Annotated in this window: 16 protein-coding genes, 1 tRNA gene and 1 CRISPR repeat array (1 of these 18 only partly in view); of the genes, 6 read left to right on the plus strand and 11 right to left on the minus strand. The window is 55.4% G+C overall.

Going from position 1 to position 20,284, the window contains the following annotated elements; genetic code table 11:
* Positions 1-436: a CRISPR direct-repeat array (repeat unit 28 nt; unit sequence GGCTCATCCCCGCTCACGCGGGGAGCAC); it begins 202 nt to the left of the window's first position.
* A 91-nt stretch (positions 437-527) separates the two neighbouring features.
* The 8 genes from cas2e to cas3 form a co-directional block, all read right to left on the minus strand.
* Positions 528-881, minus strand: a complete 354-nt coding sequence (gene cas2e / locus D9V82_RS05515; protein WP_121911424.1) for a type I-E CRISPR-associated endoribonuclease Cas2e — start codon at positions 879-881, stop codon at positions 528-530.
* Positions 878-1,816, minus strand: coding sequence for a type I-E CRISPR-associated endonuclease Cas1e (gene cas1e, locus D9V82_RS05520; protein WP_121911425.1), 939 nt, complete (start codon positions 1,814-1,816; stop codon positions 878-880). Before cas1e ends, cas2e begins: the two co-directional genes overlap by 4 nt.
* Positions 1,816-2,514, minus strand: coding sequence for a type I-E CRISPR-associated protein Cas6/Cse3/CasE (gene cas6e, locus D9V82_RS05525; protein ID WP_121911426.1), 699 nt, complete (start codon positions 2,512-2,514; stop codon positions 1,816-1,818). The genes cas1e and cas6e overlap by 1 nt, the downstream gene beginning before the upstream one ends.
* Positions 2,511-3,227, minus strand: coding sequence for a type I-E CRISPR-associated protein Cas5/CasD (cas5e, locus tag D9V82_RS05530; RefSeq protein WP_121911427.1), 717 nt, complete (start codon positions 3,225-3,227; stop codon positions 2,511-2,513). Before cas5e ends, cas6e begins: the two co-directional genes overlap by 4 nt.
* Before the next feature lie 13 nt (positions 3,228-3,240).
* Entirely contained in the window at positions 3,241-4,383 is a 1,143-nt protein-coding gene (gene cas7e, locus D9V82_RS05535) for a type I-E CRISPR-associated protein Cas7/Cse4/CasC (protein WP_121911428.1), read from the minus strand.
* A gap of 35 nt (positions 4,384-4,418) precedes the next feature.
* Positions 4,419-5,090, minus strand: a complete 672-nt coding sequence (casB, locus tag D9V82_RS05540; protein ID WP_121911429.1) for a type I-E CRISPR-associated protein Cse2/CasB — start codon at positions 5,088-5,090, stop codon at positions 4,419-4,421.
* The gene (casA, locus tag D9V82_RS05545) at positions 5,083-6,828 is read right to left on the minus strand and encodes a type I-E CRISPR-associated protein Cse1/CasA (protein WP_121911430.1); all 1,746 of its coding nucleotides are present in this window, start codon (positions 6,826-6,828) and stop codon (positions 5,083-5,085) included. Before casA ends, casB begins: the two co-directional genes overlap by 8 nt.
* A gap of 98 nt (positions 6,829-6,926) precedes the next feature.
* Positions 6,927-9,707: a CRISPR-associated helicase Cas3' gene (gene cas3, locus D9V82_RS05550; RefSeq protein WP_167449738.1), complete on the minus strand. Its 2,781-nt coding sequence runs from the start codon at positions 9,705-9,707 to the stop codon at positions 6,927-6,929.
* Between the two features lie 536 nt (positions 9,708-10,243).
* Between cas3 and D9V82_RS05555 the strand changes: the two genes are divergently transcribed.
* From D9V82_RS05555 to D9V82_RS05575, 5 genes are all read left to right on the plus strand, one after another.
* Positions 10,244-10,663 (plus strand): organic hydroperoxide resistance protein, encoded by a 420-nt coding sequence (locus D9V82_RS05555; protein ID WP_121911431.1) that lies wholly within the window; start codon positions 10,244-10,246, stop codon positions 10,661-10,663.
* Between the two features lie 125 nt (positions 10,664-10,788).
* Positions 10,789-12,258 (plus strand): DUF3375 domain-containing protein, encoded by a 1,470-nt coding sequence (locus tag D9V82_RS05560; RefSeq protein WP_121911432.1) that lies wholly within the window; start codon positions 10,789-10,791, stop codon positions 12,256-12,258.
* Positions 12,258-12,908, plus strand: coding sequence for a DUF4194 domain-containing protein (locus tag D9V82_RS05565; protein ID WP_121911433.1), 651 nt, complete (start codon positions 12,258-12,260; stop codon positions 12,906-12,908). Before D9V82_RS05560 ends, D9V82_RS05565 begins: the two co-directional genes overlap by 1 nt.
* On the plus strand, positions 12,901-16,272 hold the full coding sequence (locus tag D9V82_RS05570) for an ATP-binding protein (protein WP_121911453.1): 3,372 nt from the start codon (positions 12,901-12,903) through the stop codon (positions 16,270-16,272). The genes D9V82_RS05565 and D9V82_RS05570 overlap by 8 nt, the downstream gene beginning before the upstream one ends.
* On the plus strand, positions 16,265-17,392 hold the full coding sequence (locus tag D9V82_RS05575; RefSeq protein ID WP_234457416.1) for a Wadjet anti-phage system protein JetD domain-containing protein: 1,128 nt from the start codon (positions 16,265-16,267) through the stop codon (positions 17,390-17,392). Before D9V82_RS05570 ends, D9V82_RS05575 begins: the two co-directional genes overlap by 8 nt.
* 124 nt (positions 17,393-17,516) lie before the next feature.
* Here D9V82_RS05575 and D9V82_RS05580 read toward each other — a convergent pair whose 3' ends face one another.
* From D9V82_RS05580 to D9V82_RS05590, 3 genes are all read right to left on the minus strand, one after another.
* Positions 17,517-17,900, minus strand: a complete 384-nt coding sequence (locus tag D9V82_RS05580; RefSeq protein ID WP_121911435.1) for a hypothetical protein — start codon at positions 17,898-17,900, stop codon at positions 17,517-17,519.
* 61 nt (positions 17,901-17,961) lie between these two features.
* A complete protein-coding gene (locus D9V82_RS05585) occupies positions 17,962-19,131 on the minus strand; it encodes an aminotransferase class I/II-fold pyridoxal phosphate-dependent enzyme (protein WP_121911436.1) in 1,170 nt (389 codons plus the stop codon).
* Entirely contained in the window at positions 19,128-19,844 is a 717-nt protein-coding gene (locus tag D9V82_RS05590) for a 6-carboxyhexanoate--CoA ligase (protein ID WP_239088636.1), read from the minus strand. The genes D9V82_RS05585 and D9V82_RS05590 overlap by 4 nt, the downstream gene beginning before the upstream one ends.
* 248 nt (positions 19,845-20,092) lie before the next feature.
* On the opposite strand from D9V82_RS05590, the gene D9V82_RS05595 reads away from it, so the two are divergent.
* Positions 20,093-20,165, plus strand: a tRNA-Asn gene (locus D9V82_RS05595).
* Positions 20,166-20,284: the final 119 nt, after the last annotated feature.

Raw genomic sequence — 20,284 nt, forward strand, 5'->3', positions numbered from 1 at the left:
GGGGAGCACGCTTCTACCTGCTCTAACCACTTCTTTCGAGCCGGCTCATCCCCGCTCACGCGGGGAGCACCAGTGCAGATAAGACTGAGTCGCGTTCTTTTGAGGCTCATCCCCGCTCACGCGGGGAGCACCCGTCGTCATTGCAGCTCCCCCTCTTTACCATCGGCTCATCCCCGCTCACGCGGGGAGCACAAAGGAACACTATGGCAGACGCTCTATTTGAGGGGCTCATCCCCGCTCACGCGGGGAGCACTTGCCGCGGTGGCTGGTTTCGTCTCCGGCGTGCGGCTCATCCCCGCTCACGCGGGGAGCACGGCCTTTTTCAGGGCGTTTTCGTTCCAGTCGGCGGCTCATCCCCGCTCACGCGGGGAGCACTGGAATTTGACGAAGGTATTTTCACCGCTCTGGGGCTCATCCCCGCTCACGCGGGGAGCACTCTTGCTGAACAGCAGAAATTCGAGCCTTAGGTCAATTCTACGTACAACTTGTAATTTAAGGAAGCTACTGCCGAAGCTCCGCGCGGCCTACTACCTGCCCTTCTGTTTCTTATAAGAATTACGGTTACGTCGGGCTTGAGACCACCCAGTCCTTCGCGGTGCTTGCTTAAACTTAGCCGGCCGCCTCATCAAGGTAATCCCGTCGAAATCCGTGGGTTCCCAATGATGTCGGTGAGTTTTGAACTCCATTCTCTGCTCATTCGCAGCTGAATGCACCATAAGTGCACGCCCATCTTTACAAAGCTCGGTTGTACGCTCCCAGAGCAAATCACGAATACGAGCAGAAGGACGTCCGACGAATACACCAGGGGTCAGCTCAATGAGCCACTTCGACAGATCGCCCCGTAGCCCAGCGGGACAAGCAGTAACAACCAGCACCATCATGACAGCGTGTCCTCTTCTGCCCAGTTAAGACCGGAAGCAATGACTTCAAGTTCGCTCCACAGCATTAGCTCGGCGTCACTGACAAGCTCGTTATCTGGTACATCAAAAAGTGCCTTAAGGTCTTGAACCATCCGCGGCATGAGGCGGCGTGAGACAACTTGATCCCGCACGAGACGACGCACTTCCACGGAAGGATTACCCTGTTGTGCTGCGACAGCATCAAACGCTGCTGGGATAGAAATCTCAGCTTTGTATAGGTCAGCAATGTCGTAGACAAATGACCTATCGGTGCCTGTATGTACTATTCCTAAGGCAGGAATGAAACCAAGCGCTGCAACGACACCGTGAGCAATTCCATATAGCGCAGCGCTACCTGCAGTCAGAGCTTGGTTAATTGGGTCAGAAGAATCGAAATCATTGGGATCGTAAGACCTCCGATTCCAATAGACTCCAGTACGCTGAGCTTCAGCCGCATAAATCCGCTTCATGCGTGCACCTTCGCGGCCACGCAGCTGGGATATCGTCAACTGAGAAACGTCTTCTCCTGGAAACCGCATGGCGTACATTCTGCGAGCCACATCTAAACGCTTCCGCTGGTGAGAAACTACCTGCGCATGAATTTCAGCCATACGGGACGATTTCGCCGGTGGCCGACCGTGCGCATAATACCGAACACCGCGCTCACCCACCCAAAGGGTGGTAACCCCGGCATCGCCAAGCAAGGCCATGCCCGCATAAGTAATCCTCGTCCCTGGACCAAGCAGCAGTGCCGCCAACTGCGTGGCTGGCACGTGTGCCACGCCGCGCTGGTCCGTTATCGTTAGAGAATTACCATCCCTATTAATCACGCAGCGCTCTGCGTAAAGAAAACTAATTCGGTCTCCCATCCGCGATAAAGCTTGTCGGGTGACAGGGACTTCACTCGGATTAGACATCAGGACCCCATCGGTCGAGCTAAGGTCATCAGGCCGCAACCATAACCACGAGCTCTTCCTATCCCATGAGTAAGGGTATGCCGTAGAGCCCCAGGGTCTTTGACCTCTAAAGCTCCGCGGTAACGGGCTGTGACGATACGTACACGCCTGTTGCCATTTCCTTTCCGGAAATCCAACGTTTTTCGCTCGATAATGGCGGGTTCTTCTTCCAACGACCACCGAGAACGCTCATCGTCGCTGACATCATCGCCAGCCCGGGGGGCTAGTCCGAATCCGGCATTTTCTGCACGCCGATACAACCACCCTAACTGATGTTCCACAGACACGTGAGCCTTAACTTTGCCTCGCTTGCCTTCATTAGCTTGCGAATAAGTTGGGTTGGCTACCAGCTCAAAGAGCCATCTTTGCCCCTTGGTCAGCGAATTAAGCAGTCGGTCATACTGAACCGATTGTGCCGGCCGTGTATCCCACCCTGCTTGTTCCACAATCACATGGTCGGTCGGCTTTTCCGGCCCCACGACGTAGAGCGAATGGTGATGCGCGCCCTCATCAAGGCGCCATAAAATGCGGCCAGACTCTTGTTCCACATCCGGTGGAAATGACGCGGCGACTGCAGCGTGCATTGCCTGTGGATTAGCAAGCAACTTTCGTCCTTGACGCCGCTGAGGATTGATGAGAATTTTGGTTAAAGTACTCATACATTCATCACCGCCTCCAAAAACGGATCTGGCCGCCGCTCAGTGCTTTCCAGGGGGTTGCCCACAATAGCAAATTCCTTTTGCACCACGGTGCGCCATGAATACTTGCGGTGCTGCGGATCAAAAGACTTCGGTATATCCTGGCAAGCCACGCCAGTTTCTCCTGGGAGGGAGTCCCTGTAGATCGGCAACGATACTTCCCCACCACTTGATTTCATACATTCCTTAGTGGCGTGCCATGTGCTGTGCTCTTGTAAAGCCTTAACCGCAGTTTTTTCGACCACACCAAGCACCACATTGGGTGGAGCCGGGCACGAACGCCGGCCCAAATAGAGCGGAAACACCGGCTGGTTTAGATTCTGCGCAAAATTTTCGAGTTGTTCGCGGTCCTCACTCTCGATTGCCGCGACGAATGCGGCATCTGACAGGAAATAGCGGGTGATGAGCTTTGCGGACGCTTGCGGATCTTTTTGCCAGTTTTGCGCGGTCTGATAATCGCGCAATAGGCTACCTGATTGGTCGACGCGCACTGCAAACTTGAGGCCAGCCAAATCGGCCATATCTTCGTCACGCCTACGCCCTTCAGCTGCTGCAAGCATGCCAAGCACTCCTGACTTTGAGGGCAAGGACGAAGTGGCACGCGTAGCGTAGCGAGATTCCGTTCCCCAAGACTGCATCGGTCCTTTAAGCAGCAACAACAATGATGCTGTCATCGTTTCAAGCCTCCTACTTCGAAAGCGCGGAAGTCAACCGCTGCGAAAGCTCTGGAAGGGTCACTTCTTCAGCGATTTGTGCGAATGCCTGGCGGGCCTCGCTCAACCCAACCACAAAAGCTGCCTTAGGCCGCAGCCCGTAGTTTTCTTCAAACTCGGCTTCTTCTTTCGCCAATGCATCGGCACCAGCAACGCGCAAGCTCTGACCGGTGGTCGGCTCTACTGCTTCTTCGAAGGCCGTAACCAGGCTAACCGGACGGGTATCGCGAACCGCAACATAGATGAGTTCAGGCATTGTGTGATTGGCAAAGGTATTTATTTTCCCCGTGGGCATTGACTTGATGAATGCATCGACGAAGTTCACTGCAGCTTGCTTTGCGTTTTCTGCCGAGTCAAGGTTTTGCGTCAGTCCATCTAGGTTTACTGTGGCATAGCGGTACAAGGTAGAAGACATCATTTGTACAGTGCCAATCATGCCTGCACCTGTTTCTTCGCCTTCCTCAGCTAAGTCATCGACCGCGGTGAAATAGTCAAATTCAGGCGCGCTGGCATGGATTCCCAGCGCATGCGCAACCTGCACTGCAGCATCGACGTTATAAGCTGCATCATCGGCAACCATGCGCCCAAACAACGCCACATCTACCGAGTGTTGGGTATCGAGGATCTCCAGGGCATCTTTCTTCTTAATCTTTTCACCGTCGGCCGAAACAATCGCCTCAGCGGCACGTTCAATCTGGTGTGGGCTCAAGAACAACAGGTATTTGGTCTGCGGATACTGCGCTGCGGCTAGTTCTTCTTCGGTGGTTTCCTCGGAATCTTTCAGCGCCTTTATTCGCTTCGCATCCACTTCCGTCTTAATTCCTGCAGCTTTGAAAAGCTCAGCGACTTCCTTTTGAGCTCGCTCTGCATTCCATCCGGCGTGTTGTTGAACCTTACGTGCAATCTTCTCTGGAAGCCGCTTCGATCGGTCTCCCACAGATTCGGCGTCGATTTCAGACTCAAAGTACTTGCGGATTGCACGCTTCCATGCTTGTGAAGAGACTCGCTGACGTGGTACGCCACCGTAAACGGCAGACTTAGGCGCCCCAGTGTCGTCACGGTTGATCAGGGAAGGCGGAAGGGTCTGCAGAGCGTGGATATCGATGGTCAAAGCCATTGCGAAAATTCCTTTCTAAAATTTGAAAACTGATTTTAAGAAGTCGGTTCGGTCTGAGCAGATGTATAAGAACCAAATGCGAAGTCACGTGACCATTTCAATAGCACGCCTTGCCGCTGCGCATACGCTTTTTGAGTAGCATTTTTGTTGCCGAGAATTCTCAGGTCCTGTGCAAATGCACCGTAGTCAAACCCCAAATTTTCCCCGCGCAATAGCGTTACCAAGGAACGAATATGTATGAGGCGTGAACCCTCATCGAGGGCTACGAGCATGGCATCAAACCGCGGTTTCGTGGATTGCGACTGACTGTGCGCATAGAAACGACCGCAGGCCCGTGCAAAGCTTTGACCTCTAATATGTGCTTCGCTGCTAGCGCTTTGTAGATGGATACCTAGCATTGTTAGGGCTTGAAAAGCTGCGAGTTCTGATGCGGATGGTGCCGCGCCCTTTCCCATCTCTTGTTCGCTCAGTGCCGGCTCCAATAAGAGGAGAACCTCCTCTAGCGCCACGGGATGTTGTTCAAGACGGACCCCAGAATACTTTCGTAACTGGGCTAGGACTGCACGTGCTCGCGCTTGTTCATTGTGGTGTGGCGAATGCAAATAATCATTCTGCAGCGCCTCTGCGGTACGTGCCACGGAGTTTCGCAAACGCGGACCTGTGTACTCCGCAGCATTTCCTGCCTGCGGATGACTGGTGTCATGCATGGGCAACACCTTCCTTCATAGATGAGCTAGGATTCTGAGTGCGCATGGACTTGCCTGTTAACGGCAGGTTCTTATCAAAACGCCGCTGTAGCTGCTGAAAAAGAGACCCGGCTGAGACGATTCGGCCCTTTCCGTCTTCGCCTGCATCTACTTCCCTGCCGATGATCGCCCTCATGCCAGCGCCACGCAGCAGTTCCATTGCGTGGGAGACAGCTACTATCCGGACCCGTTCTTGCCAGTTGATTTGGGCGCTGTCTGCATTTTCAGCGGAAATGTTCTTCATCCAGGCAATAAAATCTGGCTCCAACTGGGCATAAAACCTGTCCTTAGACTTAATACCAAATTCATAATCATCGCCCGCGGCTACCCGTAGTTGACCTTCAAACCAGCCCAAGCTCACGGCTGTTTCGTAGGTCTTTTGGGCGGCGGTACGGACAGTATTACGCGCTTGTCTGCCACGATAATCTTCGCGCAATACCACTAACGGCAGCCCGATCGTGGTGCTAAAAGTGGTGGCTATTGAAGATTCCTGCGGTCCGTACTCCATCGAAACCAAAGCAATATCAAAGACACCTTGGTTCAAGTACCCATCACCGTCAAGCGCAGCGAGATTGCTGAGATTGGCTGGTCGCTTCGGAGCTTTTGCCTTTTTCTGGTCGAAGCCTGGATCGTCTTCCACGGCAACCAAAGCATCAAGTGCACGCCACATGGTCTGAGTGGAATCGTAGGGACGCGCATAGTAAGCGTCTTGGCCAGCCTTCGACTGGTTAGGGCTATACCGATACGGCGTCATAGGATCGTTCATGACATTTTTTCCCGCATCCGGAATGCGATCACCATTCGCTACGAGAACGCGAGTAACCTGGCCTTTTTCAGTCACCAGGCGCACTCGCCGTGCCTGCCAAGTTGCCAAATCAGCCGCACCTTGGGGCACAGCACCAAGTTTGTCATCCGAGCCACGGCGCTGCGCAGCTGTATCCGGTTCTCTTTCCCATACCGGCTTATCCAGCTCAATTGGGTTAGTTCCCTGCTTCGTCATCACAGCTGTCATAGGAGTATTTAGCAAAAGTGTTTCTAGGAGGCCTTCAGTTCCAAGCACCAAAGTTCCACCCGTTCGGCCGGTCCAACCTGTGCCGATGGGATAACCCCTACTACCCTTTACGCGCGGGTCTCCTACTGCGCCGGTTTTGATACCGGAATAATCATAAGCTTGCAGGTGAAGCAACCATCGGGCAGCCTCATCTAGAGGAATTGCCCGCCGACCCTCAGCCGTACGCATCGTGAAATGTTCATCAGCGGCTTCTGGAACTATATAGGAAATCGGTCGAGTCTCATTTTTCTGCGAGTGAAGGTCCGCTACTTGCATGAAGGGGATGGTGTCAGAGAGTAAGTCGAATCGGTCTTTAAAGGCATCAAGATAATCTAAAACAACTTGGTCCCGCTTCGTCCCGCATAATTCTTCACGTTTTTCCGCGAACCAAACGCCCCAATCAAACTTGGCGCGTTTCCGCCTTCCGTCTCCTGCTTCCGCCAATTCTTGCGCATGAGCGCGCCAAAAAATAGCCAATAATAGTCTTATGACTGCATAGTCCTGGGTCGGTGAATCGCCCACAATTTTGCGGGCATCACCCTGTCCAGAAAATATGTCCCAAATGCTCAATGCCTTGCGATTATCCGCACTGTCTGTGCACAGAATCCATGGCTTATCGAGCAGGTTGAAGGTTTCTTTATCAGTCATTATCTTTCGCCTCCTTTCTTTTAAAGGTGAGTTGTTGAATCAAGTGGCTGCCCCTGGTACATCAAGGTGCTCTCAGCCTAACTAGTGCCTTGTACATATCACTCACGTCCATCACTCATAATTTCGATTCCGAGCTGGCTCGTATACCGCAGAACAAAGCGTCCTACCTGCGTCTCACCTCTTTCATCTAACGGCAATGCCAGTTGTCCCCGTAGTAAGTAATGTGCACCCCACTCGACGGGGGTTGCCCCTTCGAGGTGATCTACTACCGCATCAAAGTCCGCGTCGTAACGGGTCATTCGCACAGGCAGCCGTACCGTACTAGACGCAAGATGAAAAGCCAGCTTATACGGAATATCAGCAGCCTCAATGACTTCTTCATCCCAGCCCCACGGGCGATAGCCGTAATCAGTCTTGATTATGGGGATCACCTCAACGCTGGGCTCTGCGTCACGTACTTGAGCTGTGCCTTTGATCTCGGCATCATCTGCGGAATCGTCCTGCAGCCGTACAAATAGCGCATCGAGGCCATTGGTACTCCATGGATCTGGCAATCGGAACGTCGAGGACGCTGCATGCGCTGTCGATTCTTCAAAATCACGCGTCCCAATAGCTTCTTCCCACGATTCCTTCCACGCCTCTGGAGGCCTAAAGTTTCGGTCGTACGCGGCCGTTACAAGCGGAGCGATGTCATCTGGACGGCGAATCTTATTTGGCAAGACGGCATAGGTTGATAGCAATATCGCGCGACCGTAAATGGCCTCGGCCCCTGATTCAAATTCCGGGATTGGTGAGGAAGTGTCTATCCCGCGAATGACAACTTTTGGCTCGCGCAGTTTTTCGGGTCGATCGTTGGAGGGACGAGCGTGACGGTGCAGCCTCCCGATGCGCTGGATAAGCAAATCCATCGGTGCGATATCAGTGATCAGGGCGTCGGCATCAATATCCAAGCTCTGTTCCGCTACTTGAGTAGCCACGACAATTTTTTGTTTCGGCCGTCCTGCTCCCCGGTGGGCGTCCGGGCCAAGTTGGCGCCGTAATGAATCTTCTTTTTCTACGCGTTCCCAAGCCACAAATCCCGCATGATGCAGCTCCACGCAATCACCATAGCTTTCGGCGAGTTCCAAAAATGCGGCCTGAGCTCGTGCAATAGTATTGCAGATAATAAGAACACATCCGCCCTCCACGAGCCATTCTTTGAGAAGTTCATGCAGTGAATCTCCGTCTTCTGCAAGGAAATTAATGTTAGCTTCAAGATCCGTTGGGGATGCCGGGACGTTTAGAGAACGGATTTTGTCTTCCGTCGCCACCGTGATTAATGGGTAGCCAGTTGGCTCTTCCTCTGGCCATTGACCGTCGGAGTACGCGCTGACCAATGCGCGCCGCTTATCCGTCGGCAACGTGGCGGACATGACGATTACGCTAGCACCATAAAACCCCAACCATTCGATGGCGCTCTGGAGGTAATCGGAAGAATACACATCAAAGGAATGAACCTCATCAAAAATTACTACTTTGCCTGCCAAGCCGACGTGCCTCAGCATGGAAAACCGCTGTTGTAGTGCCATCATGAGCACTTGGTCAACGGTACCCACCACGAAATTGGAAAGAATGCCGAGCCGCCGTCCAGACATCCACTGCGATGCAATAACGTTGCCGCCGTCTTCTTCATAACGGTTGATTCCCGTAAATTTTAAATCCGTATAAGGCTTGGCCAATGCATTTTTGGAATGCGCGAGGTACATCGATCGAACCGAATCTGTCGTTATGTTTCGACTCCATTCGATGGTCCTTTGCAATAGGCCATTCGCGGTGGCCATGGTCGGGGCGGCAAAAAAGATTCCTTGCGCCCCACTACGCGCCGCAAGCACTTCCGCTGCTGCTAAGGCGGCTTCGGTTTTTCCTACGCCTGTTTCAGCCTCCAGGACTATGAGCGCTGGCTCATCGATCTCTCTAGCAACCTCCACCATTTCCTGCTGTACTTGTCGCGCTTTGAACTCAGCCGGCCACCCAAACGATTGCCGGAATTGCTCGTCGATGTCTAGATGCAATCGAGTTTCCGGTTCCCAAGGTGAGGTCAAGTCAATGAGCTCTGCAGCTTTTTTCACTCGGTCTAGTTGAGTTCCCTCCACACGTAAGCCGAAAGCCTTTTCATTAGAAGCAATCCAGTCCGCCATAACTACTAAACCGGTAAGTATTTGCGCAGCGGCGGGTGAGACTTTCGGCAGCTTGGCAAACACCTGCGCAAGCTCATTTTCCCCACAGAGTTGCGCCATGGCATCAAGAAGTTCACCATGAACAATTCGCCACGCCGAAGGGTAATCCTGAATCAATTCTCGGACCGCCTTATTCGGACCACTTGCGGCACCATGATGCGCATTGACAACCGCGGACACAGAGTTAGCTTTCGGCAGGGGAAATCCCCGCTGCTCAAGCCAGATGGCTAAAATTTCACCAGAGGCAATACCGTGCGGAAGCTTGGACATATTCGCCTCTGAGGCACTCAAATCGATATCCAACCCCACGTCGCTAACGGCATGGACCAAATGCGCAACCTCACTGCGGTCAAGAAGGAGCCGCTGAAAAGTTTTAATCCCTTTACCAACATCATGGGACCCAGCAAGGAAGACGTAGAGAACTTCGACATCCAGCTCTGAAACGCGCAACTCGGCTTTCAGAAACTCTCTAACGGAACGGGAAAGCCAAGAGTTATACACCAGGGATGCAGCACAAGCGGAATCAACCATATGTTGCGGCAGGTTGAGATGGTCTACACCATCACCCGATTTCGCCCACAAGCTCCGTGCCTGCTGGCTGCGTTGACTGGCCCAACCATCTGCACGAGTGCAAAAATCCACTGTCTTCGCTGGCAATTTCATGGTTCTATCTCCACTACAGGCTCACCTAGTCCACCCTTTTATGGCGAATTTGGGTTATTAACTACTGATTCAAGTGTACACCTAAATTAGCACAAACATGTTGAAAATTTGAAATCACCCAAACCTCCACCACTTTTGAGGTAAGATTACAGGAGGCAAAATGCCAAACTCCCAGCTAATGCTGGGATGAGCCCATGTTAGTGCTCATTTGAATAGTCAATTGGCTAGTTCCCCGCGACAGCGGGGATTATTTTTCCCTGTAATTAAAGGCTGCTTTTGCCTTCGCCGTCTTTCGGCAGCTTGAGCTTGCTAGTCAATCAAAGAGCTACCCCAAGGTACTTCCACCAGAAGGAGCACCCACTCCCCCAGCGCGGCTTGAGTAGGTCTGCGGTACGCGCTTGGACATACCACCTTGTCCGAGCGCGTCCTTCCACTTCTTTGGTCGCTGAACTCGAACGGCACCGGTACCAATTCTGGGTACAATCGGTGTCTGCACTCACCGCTAGTGTGAAAATTAATTGAGAAAAGGAGCAATCATGGACGCCCTCTACACCACAGAAGCACTCGCTACCGGAGCAGGCCGCGATGGCCGCGCCGTAGTCCACAATTCTGACCTTGACTTCACTCTGGCTTTACCGAAGGAGATGGGTGGCGACGGCAATGGCGCCAACCCGGAGCAGCTCTTCGCCGCTGGTTATGCCGCTTGCTTCCACTCCGCCCTGCAGGTAGTGGCCCGCAGCGAAAAAGCTGAATTGGGCGATTCCTCCGTGGGTGCCCGGGTATCCATTGGCAAGGAGGGCGAAGGCTTCAAGCTCGCCGTCGAGCTCGAGGTCATCATCCCCGCCCAGGAGCATGACAAGGCGCAGGCACTTGCTGATGCCGCTCACCAAGTCTGCCCCTACTCCAATGCCACCCGCGGTAATATCGACGTCAAAGTCACCGTCGCACAGGACTAATCAGAACTAGTAGCGCCTTTGAGTGCTCGGACCACGCTGCGTTGCCATGTGCGGTGGCCCCTCCGATTCGAATAAGTAAGTCAAACTACGCTGCATGTGTCCGGCGTAGCTGGCACAATCGAATCATGTCTGTTGAAGCTCGCGCCCTTTCACTGCGGCGGTTATTACATGATTCGGCTGCCGTCCGGCTGCTGGCCGCCGATAATGCTCCGGTGATTTTGGCGCTGATTGCTGAGTACTTCCCCCGTGGTACTCGGGCACGGTCGGCGGCAGAGGTATACGAGCTCATGGTCACAGATTTCGAGGTACTTGCCAGTGAGTTCCCCATGCCGCGCACGCCGCAAAACTATTGCAATGACTGGGTGAAAGCTGGTTGGCTTGTCAGAAAGTCTGGTAGGAGCTCACGCGGCGAAACCTTAGAGCCGAGCGAGGAAGCTCTGTCTGCGCTCGAGGCCGTTGAACGGTGGGAAACACCGGTTACCACGGTCACGGCGTCCCGGGTGGAATCTATCAGCTCGGCACTGCAGCGTTTGGCGCGGGATACCAACGAGGATATTTCGAGTCGCGTCGCCAGCTTAGAGGCAGAACGAGACCGCATTGACCGCGAAATTGACAAGGCTTATTTAGGGCAGTTTGAAAAGCTAACCGCGGCACAGACGGAGGAGCGCGTCCACGACGTGCTGAATATGGCTATGGCTGTCCCGAGCGATTTCGCCAGAGTGCGCCATGAACTCGAAGCCCTCAATCACCGGTTACGCCGCCAACTACTGGATCCAGAAGGCTACCGCGGTGACGTGCTTGAGGAAATTTTCAGCGGCGTGGACCACATCGCCGAATCGGATGCCGGCCGTAGCTTTCGGGGATTCTATTCCTACCTCATGGACAGAGAACGCAGTGCGTGGATGGACCAGTGGATTAACCAGGTTTTAGAAAGCGACGTTGGCCATGAGCTGGCACCAGAGAGCCGGCAGCAGCTACGGAATCTCTTTCGCGATATGGAAGAAACGAGCTTCGAGGTCAATCAAACAATGACTGGCCTTGCGCGCAGCTTGCGCAACTATGTCTCTTCGGAACAATTTGCAGAAGATCGGCGCATGATTGAACTACTGCGTGAAGCACGGGGCATGGCCATTGATGCCGCGCAGGCATCAGAGCTGAAAGCCTTTCACCGCATGGAAACACCCCTGCAGCGCATCGGCATGCCCATTCACTCGGTCTCGCGCATCCACTTAGCCAACCCGGGACGCGAAGTCGTGGAGGAAACACCGGAAGCCTTCCAGCCGCGCCAGGAAAACGCGGGGGCATTGTATGAGTTAGTGCGCGAATCAGAAATTGACTTTGAGGAATTGCATGCGGCGATTCGCGGGGCTGTCGGCAAGGCTGGTCCATGCACGATTGGCCAGGTAATGCAGGAGTACCCGCCCACGCAGGGTCTCGCCAGCGTCGTGGGTTTGGTGCACATTGCGTACCAGCACCCACTGCCGGGTTTGCATGATGCTGACGAAAAAGTCACGTGGACCGAAGGAGATGGGACCATTCGCGCGGCGTATATCCCTACTATGTATTTCGATAGCACCACTGTTAAGGAGTTATAGTGACCGCTACTGATAATCATCGCGTCGATTCCGCCCATGAGCCCCCGCTGTGGGAAAGCGATAAAGGAACGCTAACCTATAACTCGCGCCGCGCGTTAGTGCAGCTTTTGAAGGGGCCGCTGGTGCGTGCACACAAGGAACCTGTCTTATGGTCCGCCATTATCTCGGACGAAGACAATCTGCGGGCCCGCCTCCATGAGGTATTTCTTGAGCTGGTGGTCGATGAAGGAGAAGGGTTTGCCTTTACCCGGATGGTAGAAGAGGAGACGCTGCCTATTCCACAGGTGCTGCGCACGGATAAGCTCAAGCACATCGATACCGCCATCCTCCTGAACCTACGCCAGGAACTTGGCTTGGCGCTACCCGGTGAACGTGTGATCGTAGACATAGAAGATCTGCGGGAGGGCATTGGATACGTCCGCGCGGTTGATTACCGCGATGAAGCCGGGTTCAATAACCGGTTCAATGCGGCGATTAAACGGATCCGGAATGAGTATTCACTGCTGAGCGCAACTGAGACGGAAGGGCGTTTCGAGGTATCACCCGTCTTGCGGCAGCTTTTCGATGCCGCCACGGTTACCGCCATTCGGAATGAGTACGCCCGGCTAGCAGGTGCCGAGGATGACCAGGAGAATGCTTCCGATGCCTAATCTCTATCCCGGCCAATTCCGTATCAGCCGTATCCAGCTCATTAACTGGGGTACTTTTCACGGCTACTTTTCCATACCGGTAGCCCGCAAGGGCTTCCTCATTACCGGTGGATCCGGTTCAGGCAAATCCACGCTGCTTGACGCGATGTCGGCTGTGTTGGTTCCGCAGAAGGATCTCAAGTTCAACGCGGCATCACAGCAAGACCTCGGGCGACATAATGGGCGCAACCTCGTCTCCTATATTCGCGGAGCGTGGCGGCAGCAGGAAAATGCGCACACGGGTGAAATTGCCCCGGAGTACCTGCGTGAGGGCGCAACGAACTCGGTGGTGGCGTTGACCTATGATAATGGGGCTGGAACGCAGCACACCCTCATTGCCATCTTCCGCCTCAACGGTGGTGAAAATTCGGTGGGCCAGATTAAAAGGCTCTATGGGGTTGTGCGGGGAGACGAGGACATCGATAAGCTCAGCCCTCTGCTCACCCGCAGCCTAGATACCCGCAAGATTAAAGCCATGTATAAGGGGCCTGGCGCTTCATTTACGCCGACGTACAACACGTTTGCGGATCGATTCCGCAAACGCCTAGGCATCAAGAGTGAGCAGGGCCAAATCCTGCTGCACCGCACGCAGTCCGCCAAGTCCTTATCCAGCCTGGACCAGCTTTTTCGGGACTATATGCTAGATACACCGTCTACCTTCGAGCGGGCGGAGAAAGCAGTGGAGCAGTTTGAAGATCTGCGCCAAGCATACCTGCGAGTAGAGGATGTCAAGGCCCAGATTGAGACCCTGGCTCCCCTGCCCCAATTGCACTCCCAGCGCACCTGCGCAGAGGCGGATAAACACAAAGCTGAGGCGATGAATGAGGCGCTACCGGCGGTGCGCGCCCGCTTGGTGGCAGAAGAACTGGACTATCGCATCCGCGTGCTGACTGCCCAACAGGCAGAGGCACAATCTGCAGCCGAGGCACTCGAAGCGGAGGTCGAGCACCTTGACGATGCCGAGCGTCGCGCCGCAGTAGCGGTCTCCCAGCTCAGTGCCGGCGAGCTGGCCGCACTAGAAGCCAAAATTGAAACCGCGGAGAAAGAAATTGAGCACCGCTCTAAAGAGTTCCAACACCTGGCCACTGCCGCTGAACAATGGACTGATCACTTTGAGCTCAACCCACACGGCTTCGCCGAACTGCAGGCAAATGCCCGTCTGCGCATCGCGGACTTTGAGGCTGACTCGGCCCAGCTTGCTGAGCAGCAGCAAGAAGCCGGTGTTGCCGCTCGCGATGCTGCGACAGCCTATGCATGCCTAGAAAGTGAACTGCGCTCCTTTAGCTCGCGGCGTACCAATATCGATAAGGCCCTCGTAGAGCTGCGCACCCAACTCGCCCAAGATACTGGCTACGCAGAATCGGAGCTTCCTTTCGCTGGAGAGCTCCTAGATATCGCCCCGCAGCAGGCGGAGTGGGAACCGGTGATCCAAAAACTGCTGCACACATTCGCCGCTACCCTGCTTGTTCCAGAAACCGCACGGGAAGCCATTAACCAGTGGGTCAATTCTCGCAACGTGGGCACACGGCTCGAATACCGCACTATCCCGGAGTTCGCTCCGGCGCCTGCCCCCGCGCGCAGCCCGCACCAACTCATCCACAAATTGGAGTTTCAGGACCACCCCATGGCGCAGTGGGTGCGCCACCATATTTCAAGCCGTTTTAACTACGAATGTGTCAACTCGGTGGCCGCCCTCGAACAGGTAACCAAGACCCCGGCTGTCACGCACGATGGCCTGGAAAGCCGACCCAAGGACAAGGATGGCTCAACGCGATTTATCAAGGATGATCGCACGCGCTTTAATGGCACGCGGTGGTACCGAGTAGGTTCTACTAATACCGCCAAGATTGAGCTCCTGCGTTCCCAATTGGGCGAAGCGAAGGCCAGTGCTCGCGCTAGGGCAAAACAGGTCCACGAGCTCAACCGGAAGATGGATATCCTGCGCACACAACGCGATAAAGCACAACGTGTACTAGAGACCAAGTTTCAGGATATTGATACCGCATCCGCTGAGGCGCGCAAGCGCGATTTGCAAGAACAATATGATTCTTTGGCTTCCTCCCCAGAGGCGCAGGCCCTAGCCAAAGCGCACGAGCAGGCGAGAGAAAAGCTTACTGCTGCCCGCACCCAACTAAACGAAGCCCAAAAACATCTCGGTAATGTGGAGGGCGAGCTGAACCGTTCCTCCCAACGGCGCCGCAGCATCGGAACTGTGCCCATGGTGGCGGATCAGGGCATCGCTGCGGCAGTCGAAGAGGCTCTGCACAAAGGCAGAAGAAAACTCACCATCGATGACATCGATGCCCGGCGCGATGAGGTGCAAGCCAGCCTGCAAGAAACCGCACGCACGGCAGCGCGCCGCATCGAGGAGACGAATGCCAAGATTGTCTCCGTCCTCCACAAGTACCTATCGCAGTGGCCCGCGGAAGCCGCTGATTTGGAGCCGCAGGCCAGCTTCGCTGGCGAGGGCATGGAGAAGCTCAAGTTCCTGCGCGCGGACCGCCTGGCCGATTTTCGCGCTAAGTTTTTGGAGCTGCTTAATGGCACGACGGTGCAGAACCTATCGCACCTCGCCTCGTCACTTCGCCATGCCCGTAGCGATATCGAGCAGCGCATGGAGTTTATTAATAAGTCTTTGCAGCGCACGCCCTTCAACGGCGACCGCACCCTACGGATCGATGTGAAGGATGCCCGGGGTCAGGTGGTGCAAGACTTCCAGCGGGATCTCGATGCCGCAACGTCCCATAGCCTGGCGGAAATTAGTGCCGATGATCCCGAAGCTGCGGTAGTGCGCTATCACGCCCTGGATAAGATTCTCAGCCGCTTGGGCTCGTCTGAGGCGGAGGACATTCGGTGGCGCAACCTGGTTCTCGATACGCGCAAGCATGTCAGCTTCATCGGCCGTGAGTGCTATCCCGATGGCACGACCGCCAATACGTATCAGGATTCCGCCTCCCTGTCGGGCGGCCAGGCCCAAAAGCTGGTGTTCTTCTGCTTGGCTGCGGCGCTGCGCTTCCGGCTGGCGGAGCCGGATCAGGACGTGCCCACCTACGGTTCCATTATTTTGGATGAGGCTTTCGACCGCGCCGACCCAGCCTTTACGCGCACCGCTATGTCCGTGTTTGCGTCCTTTGGTTTCCACATGATTTTGGCAACGCCATTCAAACTCATCCAGACGCTCTCGCCGTACGTGGATGGCACCATAGTGGTCAATTACGACGAGCCTTTTATTCAGGGCCGCCCGCAGGCGCGTACGGGCTATTCGCTTATCGATGCCACCACCTACCCCCACAAGTCCCCGGAGTCTGCCGATGCGGATGCCTAGCGACCTCCACGCGCATGCGGCAAAATACCTGCGCAACCACTTCGCTGAGGCCTTAGCCGCCCCGGATTCGCTGAGAATCGACTGGCCGCTGCACCCGCCTACGGCCGCCAACGCCGCGCGCGATGTCCCCGCCACCCAGGAGTTTATTCGCGCCTGGCAGCGCTGGCCGCACCCGGAAGAGATCCACTACGCATCCCGCAATTGGTCCAGCACCGGCCTGGGCACCAATTCGGTGCCAACCCGCGCGGTCCTTAGCGGCGCGCGGCGGATCGCCGCGGTCGCGGGCCTTAACTCCGAGTACTCCCGCGCGCTACAGCGCGCACACGACATCGCCTCAATCTTTCCCGACTCCCCTGCATTCGCCGACGCCGTGTACCGCACCTATGCCCAGTGGAAGGACCTAAACGCATACGATCTGCGCTGCCTAGAGCCATGCTTGACCTGGCTGCGCGCCCATCCGAATTCCGGCGAGTGGGAGCGCGCCGTTCCCGTCGAAGGAGTAGACGGCAAATGGATTGGCACCCACCGCCGCCTGTTGCTCGCCCTGCTTTCGCCCTTTGGCATCACGGATTTGGGGCTGCGCCGCACCGATGCCCGCCTGCGCCTGCGCTATCTCAACCATGCCCCAGCGTTGTCCGATATCGAGGTTCCCCTCTCCCAAGCAGCACGCCTCTTCCCCACCGCGCCCCCGCGCGTTCTCATTGTAGAAAACAAGCAGACCTTCCTAGCCCTGCCCCTGCTTTCCGTTGCCGCCCCACCCACCATCGCCATCCTCGGTGCCGGCAATGCTGCCCGCCAGCTCCACGCCCTCGACTGGCTCCACCACGCCGAAATTACTTACTGGGGCGATCTTGACGCCGCCGGCTTCAGCATCCTCAACGGCGTACGCGCCCATTTTCCCCACACGGAGTCCCTGCTCATGGATACTGCCACCGTCACCGCGTTCCGACACCTCGCGGTCCCCGATCCCGGTGACGGCTCCGCCATGCTTAGCCACCTCACCACCGAAGAGCAGCGCGCCTACCGTCTCCTCTTCACCGAGGGCAAGCTGCGCATCGAGCAAGAGCGGATTCCGTTCGCGCATGCCAATGACGCGATTCAAGCCACGTTTCAACACTAGCTCATGGGCGCACGTGGCAGCCTCAGATAAGGCTTCGGAACTCCTCGGCTCCAGGCGGAACGTTCCGGTATCTGGCACGTCGTAACGAACGTTTAACCGTTCCCGCTGGCGGAACCTCCTTTTCTCACGGCATCGCAGTCCACTCGATGTCTTCGAAGCCCCAGTCGGAGAAATGCCAGGTGATGGTTTCGGTGGCATCGATAAGCGCGTGCTCCAGTGCTTCTTCATCGTCGCCAGTAACGGAGAGCTCGAGCATCACTGAAGTATCTTCTTCGTCCAGTACCCCCACGTCCAAGGGGCCGCCATCATCGAGGCCGGATACAAAGCGCGCGGTCCAATTTTCGCCGCCAAAGAAACTGGAGTCATCTTCTATAGCGTGCTTTTCCTCCAAATCCCACACGGCTTCAATAATGTCCCAGTTACCGGTAATTGCCGCGGACAGCTCGGCGTCACGCCCGTACAGCACCAGCTCGTGAAGCCAAGAATAATCAATGATGAAGCTACTCATGATGGTTCCTAGTGTATTCGCCGGGAGTCCGTTCATTAAACGCACTCACCGAGCGTTTTACTCATAAACCCAGCTGTTCAAGCTCTGCGCAGAGAGCATTAATCTGCGTGCGCGTATGGGTTGCCATGAGAGTAACGCGGAGTAGTGCAGCGCCTCGCGCAACAGTGGGCCAGCGGATTGCTGGAACGATAAGTCCTCGGTCCAGCAGCGCGGCGCTAGCACTCATCGCAGCCGCCTCATTGCCCACATGCACGGGGATAATGGGCCCTTGCTGTGGCGTAGTCCCGCGTGTGTGGTGCCAATATGAAATATTGTCCTGCAGCTGCCTAACCGGACTGGGATCAGCTTCCATGAGTTTTAGTGCCGCGAGCACTGCGGCAGAGGTGGCAGGCGTGGGCGAGGTCGAAAAAACGAAGGACCGAGCCTGTTGCCGCAAGAGCTGCGCAACCGGTTTACTCGTTGCCACTAGTCCACCTTCGGCACCAAGCGCCTTGCTAGCAGTAATAACCTGGATATCGGGCTGAACGCCAAAATATTCTGGGAGGCCAAGGCCGCGGTCGCCAACGGTGCCAAACGAGTGAGCATCATCCACCATTAGCCATGCCCCGTATTCGCGCGCCACCCGCGTTAGCTCAGGCAGGGGCGCGAGCACCCCGTCCATGGAAAAGAGACCATCAGTAACCACCAGGGCATACTTGGTGGTCCTGGTAGCCAAGGCAGCTTCCACAGCGCGGGTATCACGGTGTGGGGTAACGACGAGGGAGGCGCCGCTCGCCTTTGCGAGCCGACAGCCATCGATAATGCTGGCATGGTTGCGCGCATCGGAAATAATGGTGAGCTCGGGCGAGGCTACAGCCTGCAACGTCGATAAATTGGCTTGGTACCCGGTAGCAAAGAATACCGCGTCCGGATACCCAGTCAGCCGGGCCGCCGCAGCTTCTACCGCAACGTGTAAATCCGACGTACCGGTGGTCAATCGGGAGCCGCCTGAGCCGACACCGTAGCGATCAACGCTGTCCTTCACAGCGCTTTTTATCTCCGGATGTTCTGCCAGGCCCAGGTAATTCGATGAGCTAAAAAGGACCGCCTGCCTGGCTGTATGCTCAGCTGCCGTCCGCACGAAGCTTTCTGGCACTTGCCCACGTGTAAAGACCGATGGGCTGCGCCAGAGGCCATCCTTTCCCCACTTATCAAGGCGGGCAGACGCGACTTCTTCTAGACTCTTATTCACTCGTCTGCCTCAAAATCCACAAGTACGGCGCGGTTTTCCAGATAATCTATCAACGCTTCAATATCGGCTCCTGGTTTGATGATGAACGCTCTCGCCCCCTCATCCGATCCAGGTTCTTTAATGTGCGGCAAGCGGTGGTAGGTGTTACCTATGCAGACATAGCCGGTGGTATACGCCGGGTCATCCGACACACAGACTTCTGCTAAGACATCGGGATGCGCGGCAACTTTGCTCGCCAGAACGATGGCTTCATGGGCAGCGTCCTTACCTGTGAAATCCGCTTCTTTAGCGTTATGCGCATCCATGTGGCTTACACGGACGCCTCGCTGCACGTCTGGTTCGCAGCGCACGCCAGTATCGGCCGCGATAAGCATTGCCCCGCGCATGTTTCTGGCGGTAAACGTCTCTTCAATAACTATCTGGGAATGGGCGGTCATGGGGCGTAGTAGTTCCTCAATAATTCCCCTCGCCTGCGAAGGCCGTTGCATCACCTCTTCCTGTACGCCCACGGAAGGGACACGCAAAATATCCGATTCATCCAAAGCCTCCACTGTGATGAAGACATTTTCCGCCATTCCCTTGGGGTGCGTCATAGCACGTTCAGATAACGCCGCACAGACCGCCGGAACCTCGTGCGACCTGACGATGCGCTCTGCACCCGAAATGTGTTGGCCCGAAGAATCCGCACGCATTCGCACTGAGAAATAGTTCATAAGCCGAGGATACCGAACGCGTTGAACGCTGTTCAGGAAGAGGGAAGATAGCCACCTACCCAGGCTCTAGGCAGTGCTTCAGCAATAGGAACGCAAAAGCCATACGCTTTCCGTTGCCATCCGCACGCCTCCATATTGCACCCCTAGTTTTTCCGGTTAAGCAGGTGATTTGTATGAAAACACCATTAGCCTATATAGTTATTTCTCGTCGCACAGAGAACGGCTCGTTAGAAGTGCAACATAATTATTCCTCCATAGCTCAGTTGGCAGAGCATTCGACTGTTAATCGAAGGGTCACTGGTTCGAGCCCAGTTGGAGGAGCAGTTTTCAAAGCCCCTCATACCGGCGAAAATGCTGGTGAGAGGGGTTTATTCGTTTTTGTGACGTTGCTCCATGTTGCTAAATGTGGGCACTTATTGGCCCGTATGTCGTCAAAATGT

This window comes from Corynebacterium macginleyi (assembly GCF_003688935.1).
GTDB lineage: Bacteria > Actinomycetota > Actinomycetes > Mycobacteriales > Mycobacteriaceae > Corynebacterium > Corynebacterium macginleyi.

Coding starts and splice junctions, on each gene's coding strand:
- cas2e (WP_121911424.1), bottom strand. CDS start 881: ATGATGGTGCTGGTTGTTACTGCTTGTCCCGCTGGGCTACGGGGCGAT.
- cas1e (WP_121911425.1), bottom strand. CDS start 1,816: ATGTCTAATCCGAGTGAAGTCCCTGTCACCCGACAAGCTTTATCGCGG.
- cas6e (WP_121911426.1), bottom strand. CDS start 2,514: ATGAGTACTTTAACCAAAATTCTCATCAATCCTCAGCGGCGTCAAGGA.
- cas5e (WP_121911427.1), bottom strand. CDS start 3,227: ATGACAGCATCATTGTTGTTGCTGCTTAAAGGACCGATGCAGTCTTGG.
- cas7e (WP_121911428.1), bottom strand. CDS start 4,383: ATGGCTTTGACCATCGATATCCACGCTCTGCAGACCCTTCCGCCTTCC.
- casB (WP_121911429.1), bottom strand. CDS start 5,090: ATGCATGACACCAGTCATCCGCAGGCAGGAAATGCTGCGGAGTACACA.
- casA (WP_121911430.1), bottom strand. CDS start 6,828: ATGACTGATAAAGAAACCTTCAACCTGCTCGATAAGCCATGGATTCTG.
- cas3 (WP_167449738.1), bottom strand. CDS start 9,707: ATGAAATTGCCAGCGAAGACAGTGGATTTTTGCACTCGTGCAGATGGT.
- D9V82_RS05555 (WP_121911431.1), top strand. CDS start 10,244: ATGGACGCCCTCTACACCACAGAAGCACTCGCTACCGGAGCAGGCCGC.
- D9V82_RS05560 (WP_121911432.1), top strand. CDS start 10,789: ATGTCTGTTGAAGCTCGCGCCCTTTCACTGCGGCGGTTATTACATGAT.
- D9V82_RS05570 (WP_121911453.1), top strand. CDS start 12,901: ATGCCTAATCTCTATCCCGGCCAATTCCGTATCAGCCGTATCCAGCTC.
- D9V82_RS05575 (WP_234457416.1), top strand. CDS start 16,265: ATGCCTAGCGACCTCCACGCGCATGCGGCAAAATACCTGCGCAACCAC.
- D9V82_RS05580 (WP_121911435.1), bottom strand. CDS start 17,900: ATGAGTAGCTTCATCATTGATTATTCTTGGCTTCACGAGCTGGTGCTG.
- D9V82_RS05590 (WP_239088636.1), bottom strand. CDS start 19,844: ATGAACTATTTCTCAGTGCGAATGCGTGCGGATTCTTCGGGCCAACAC.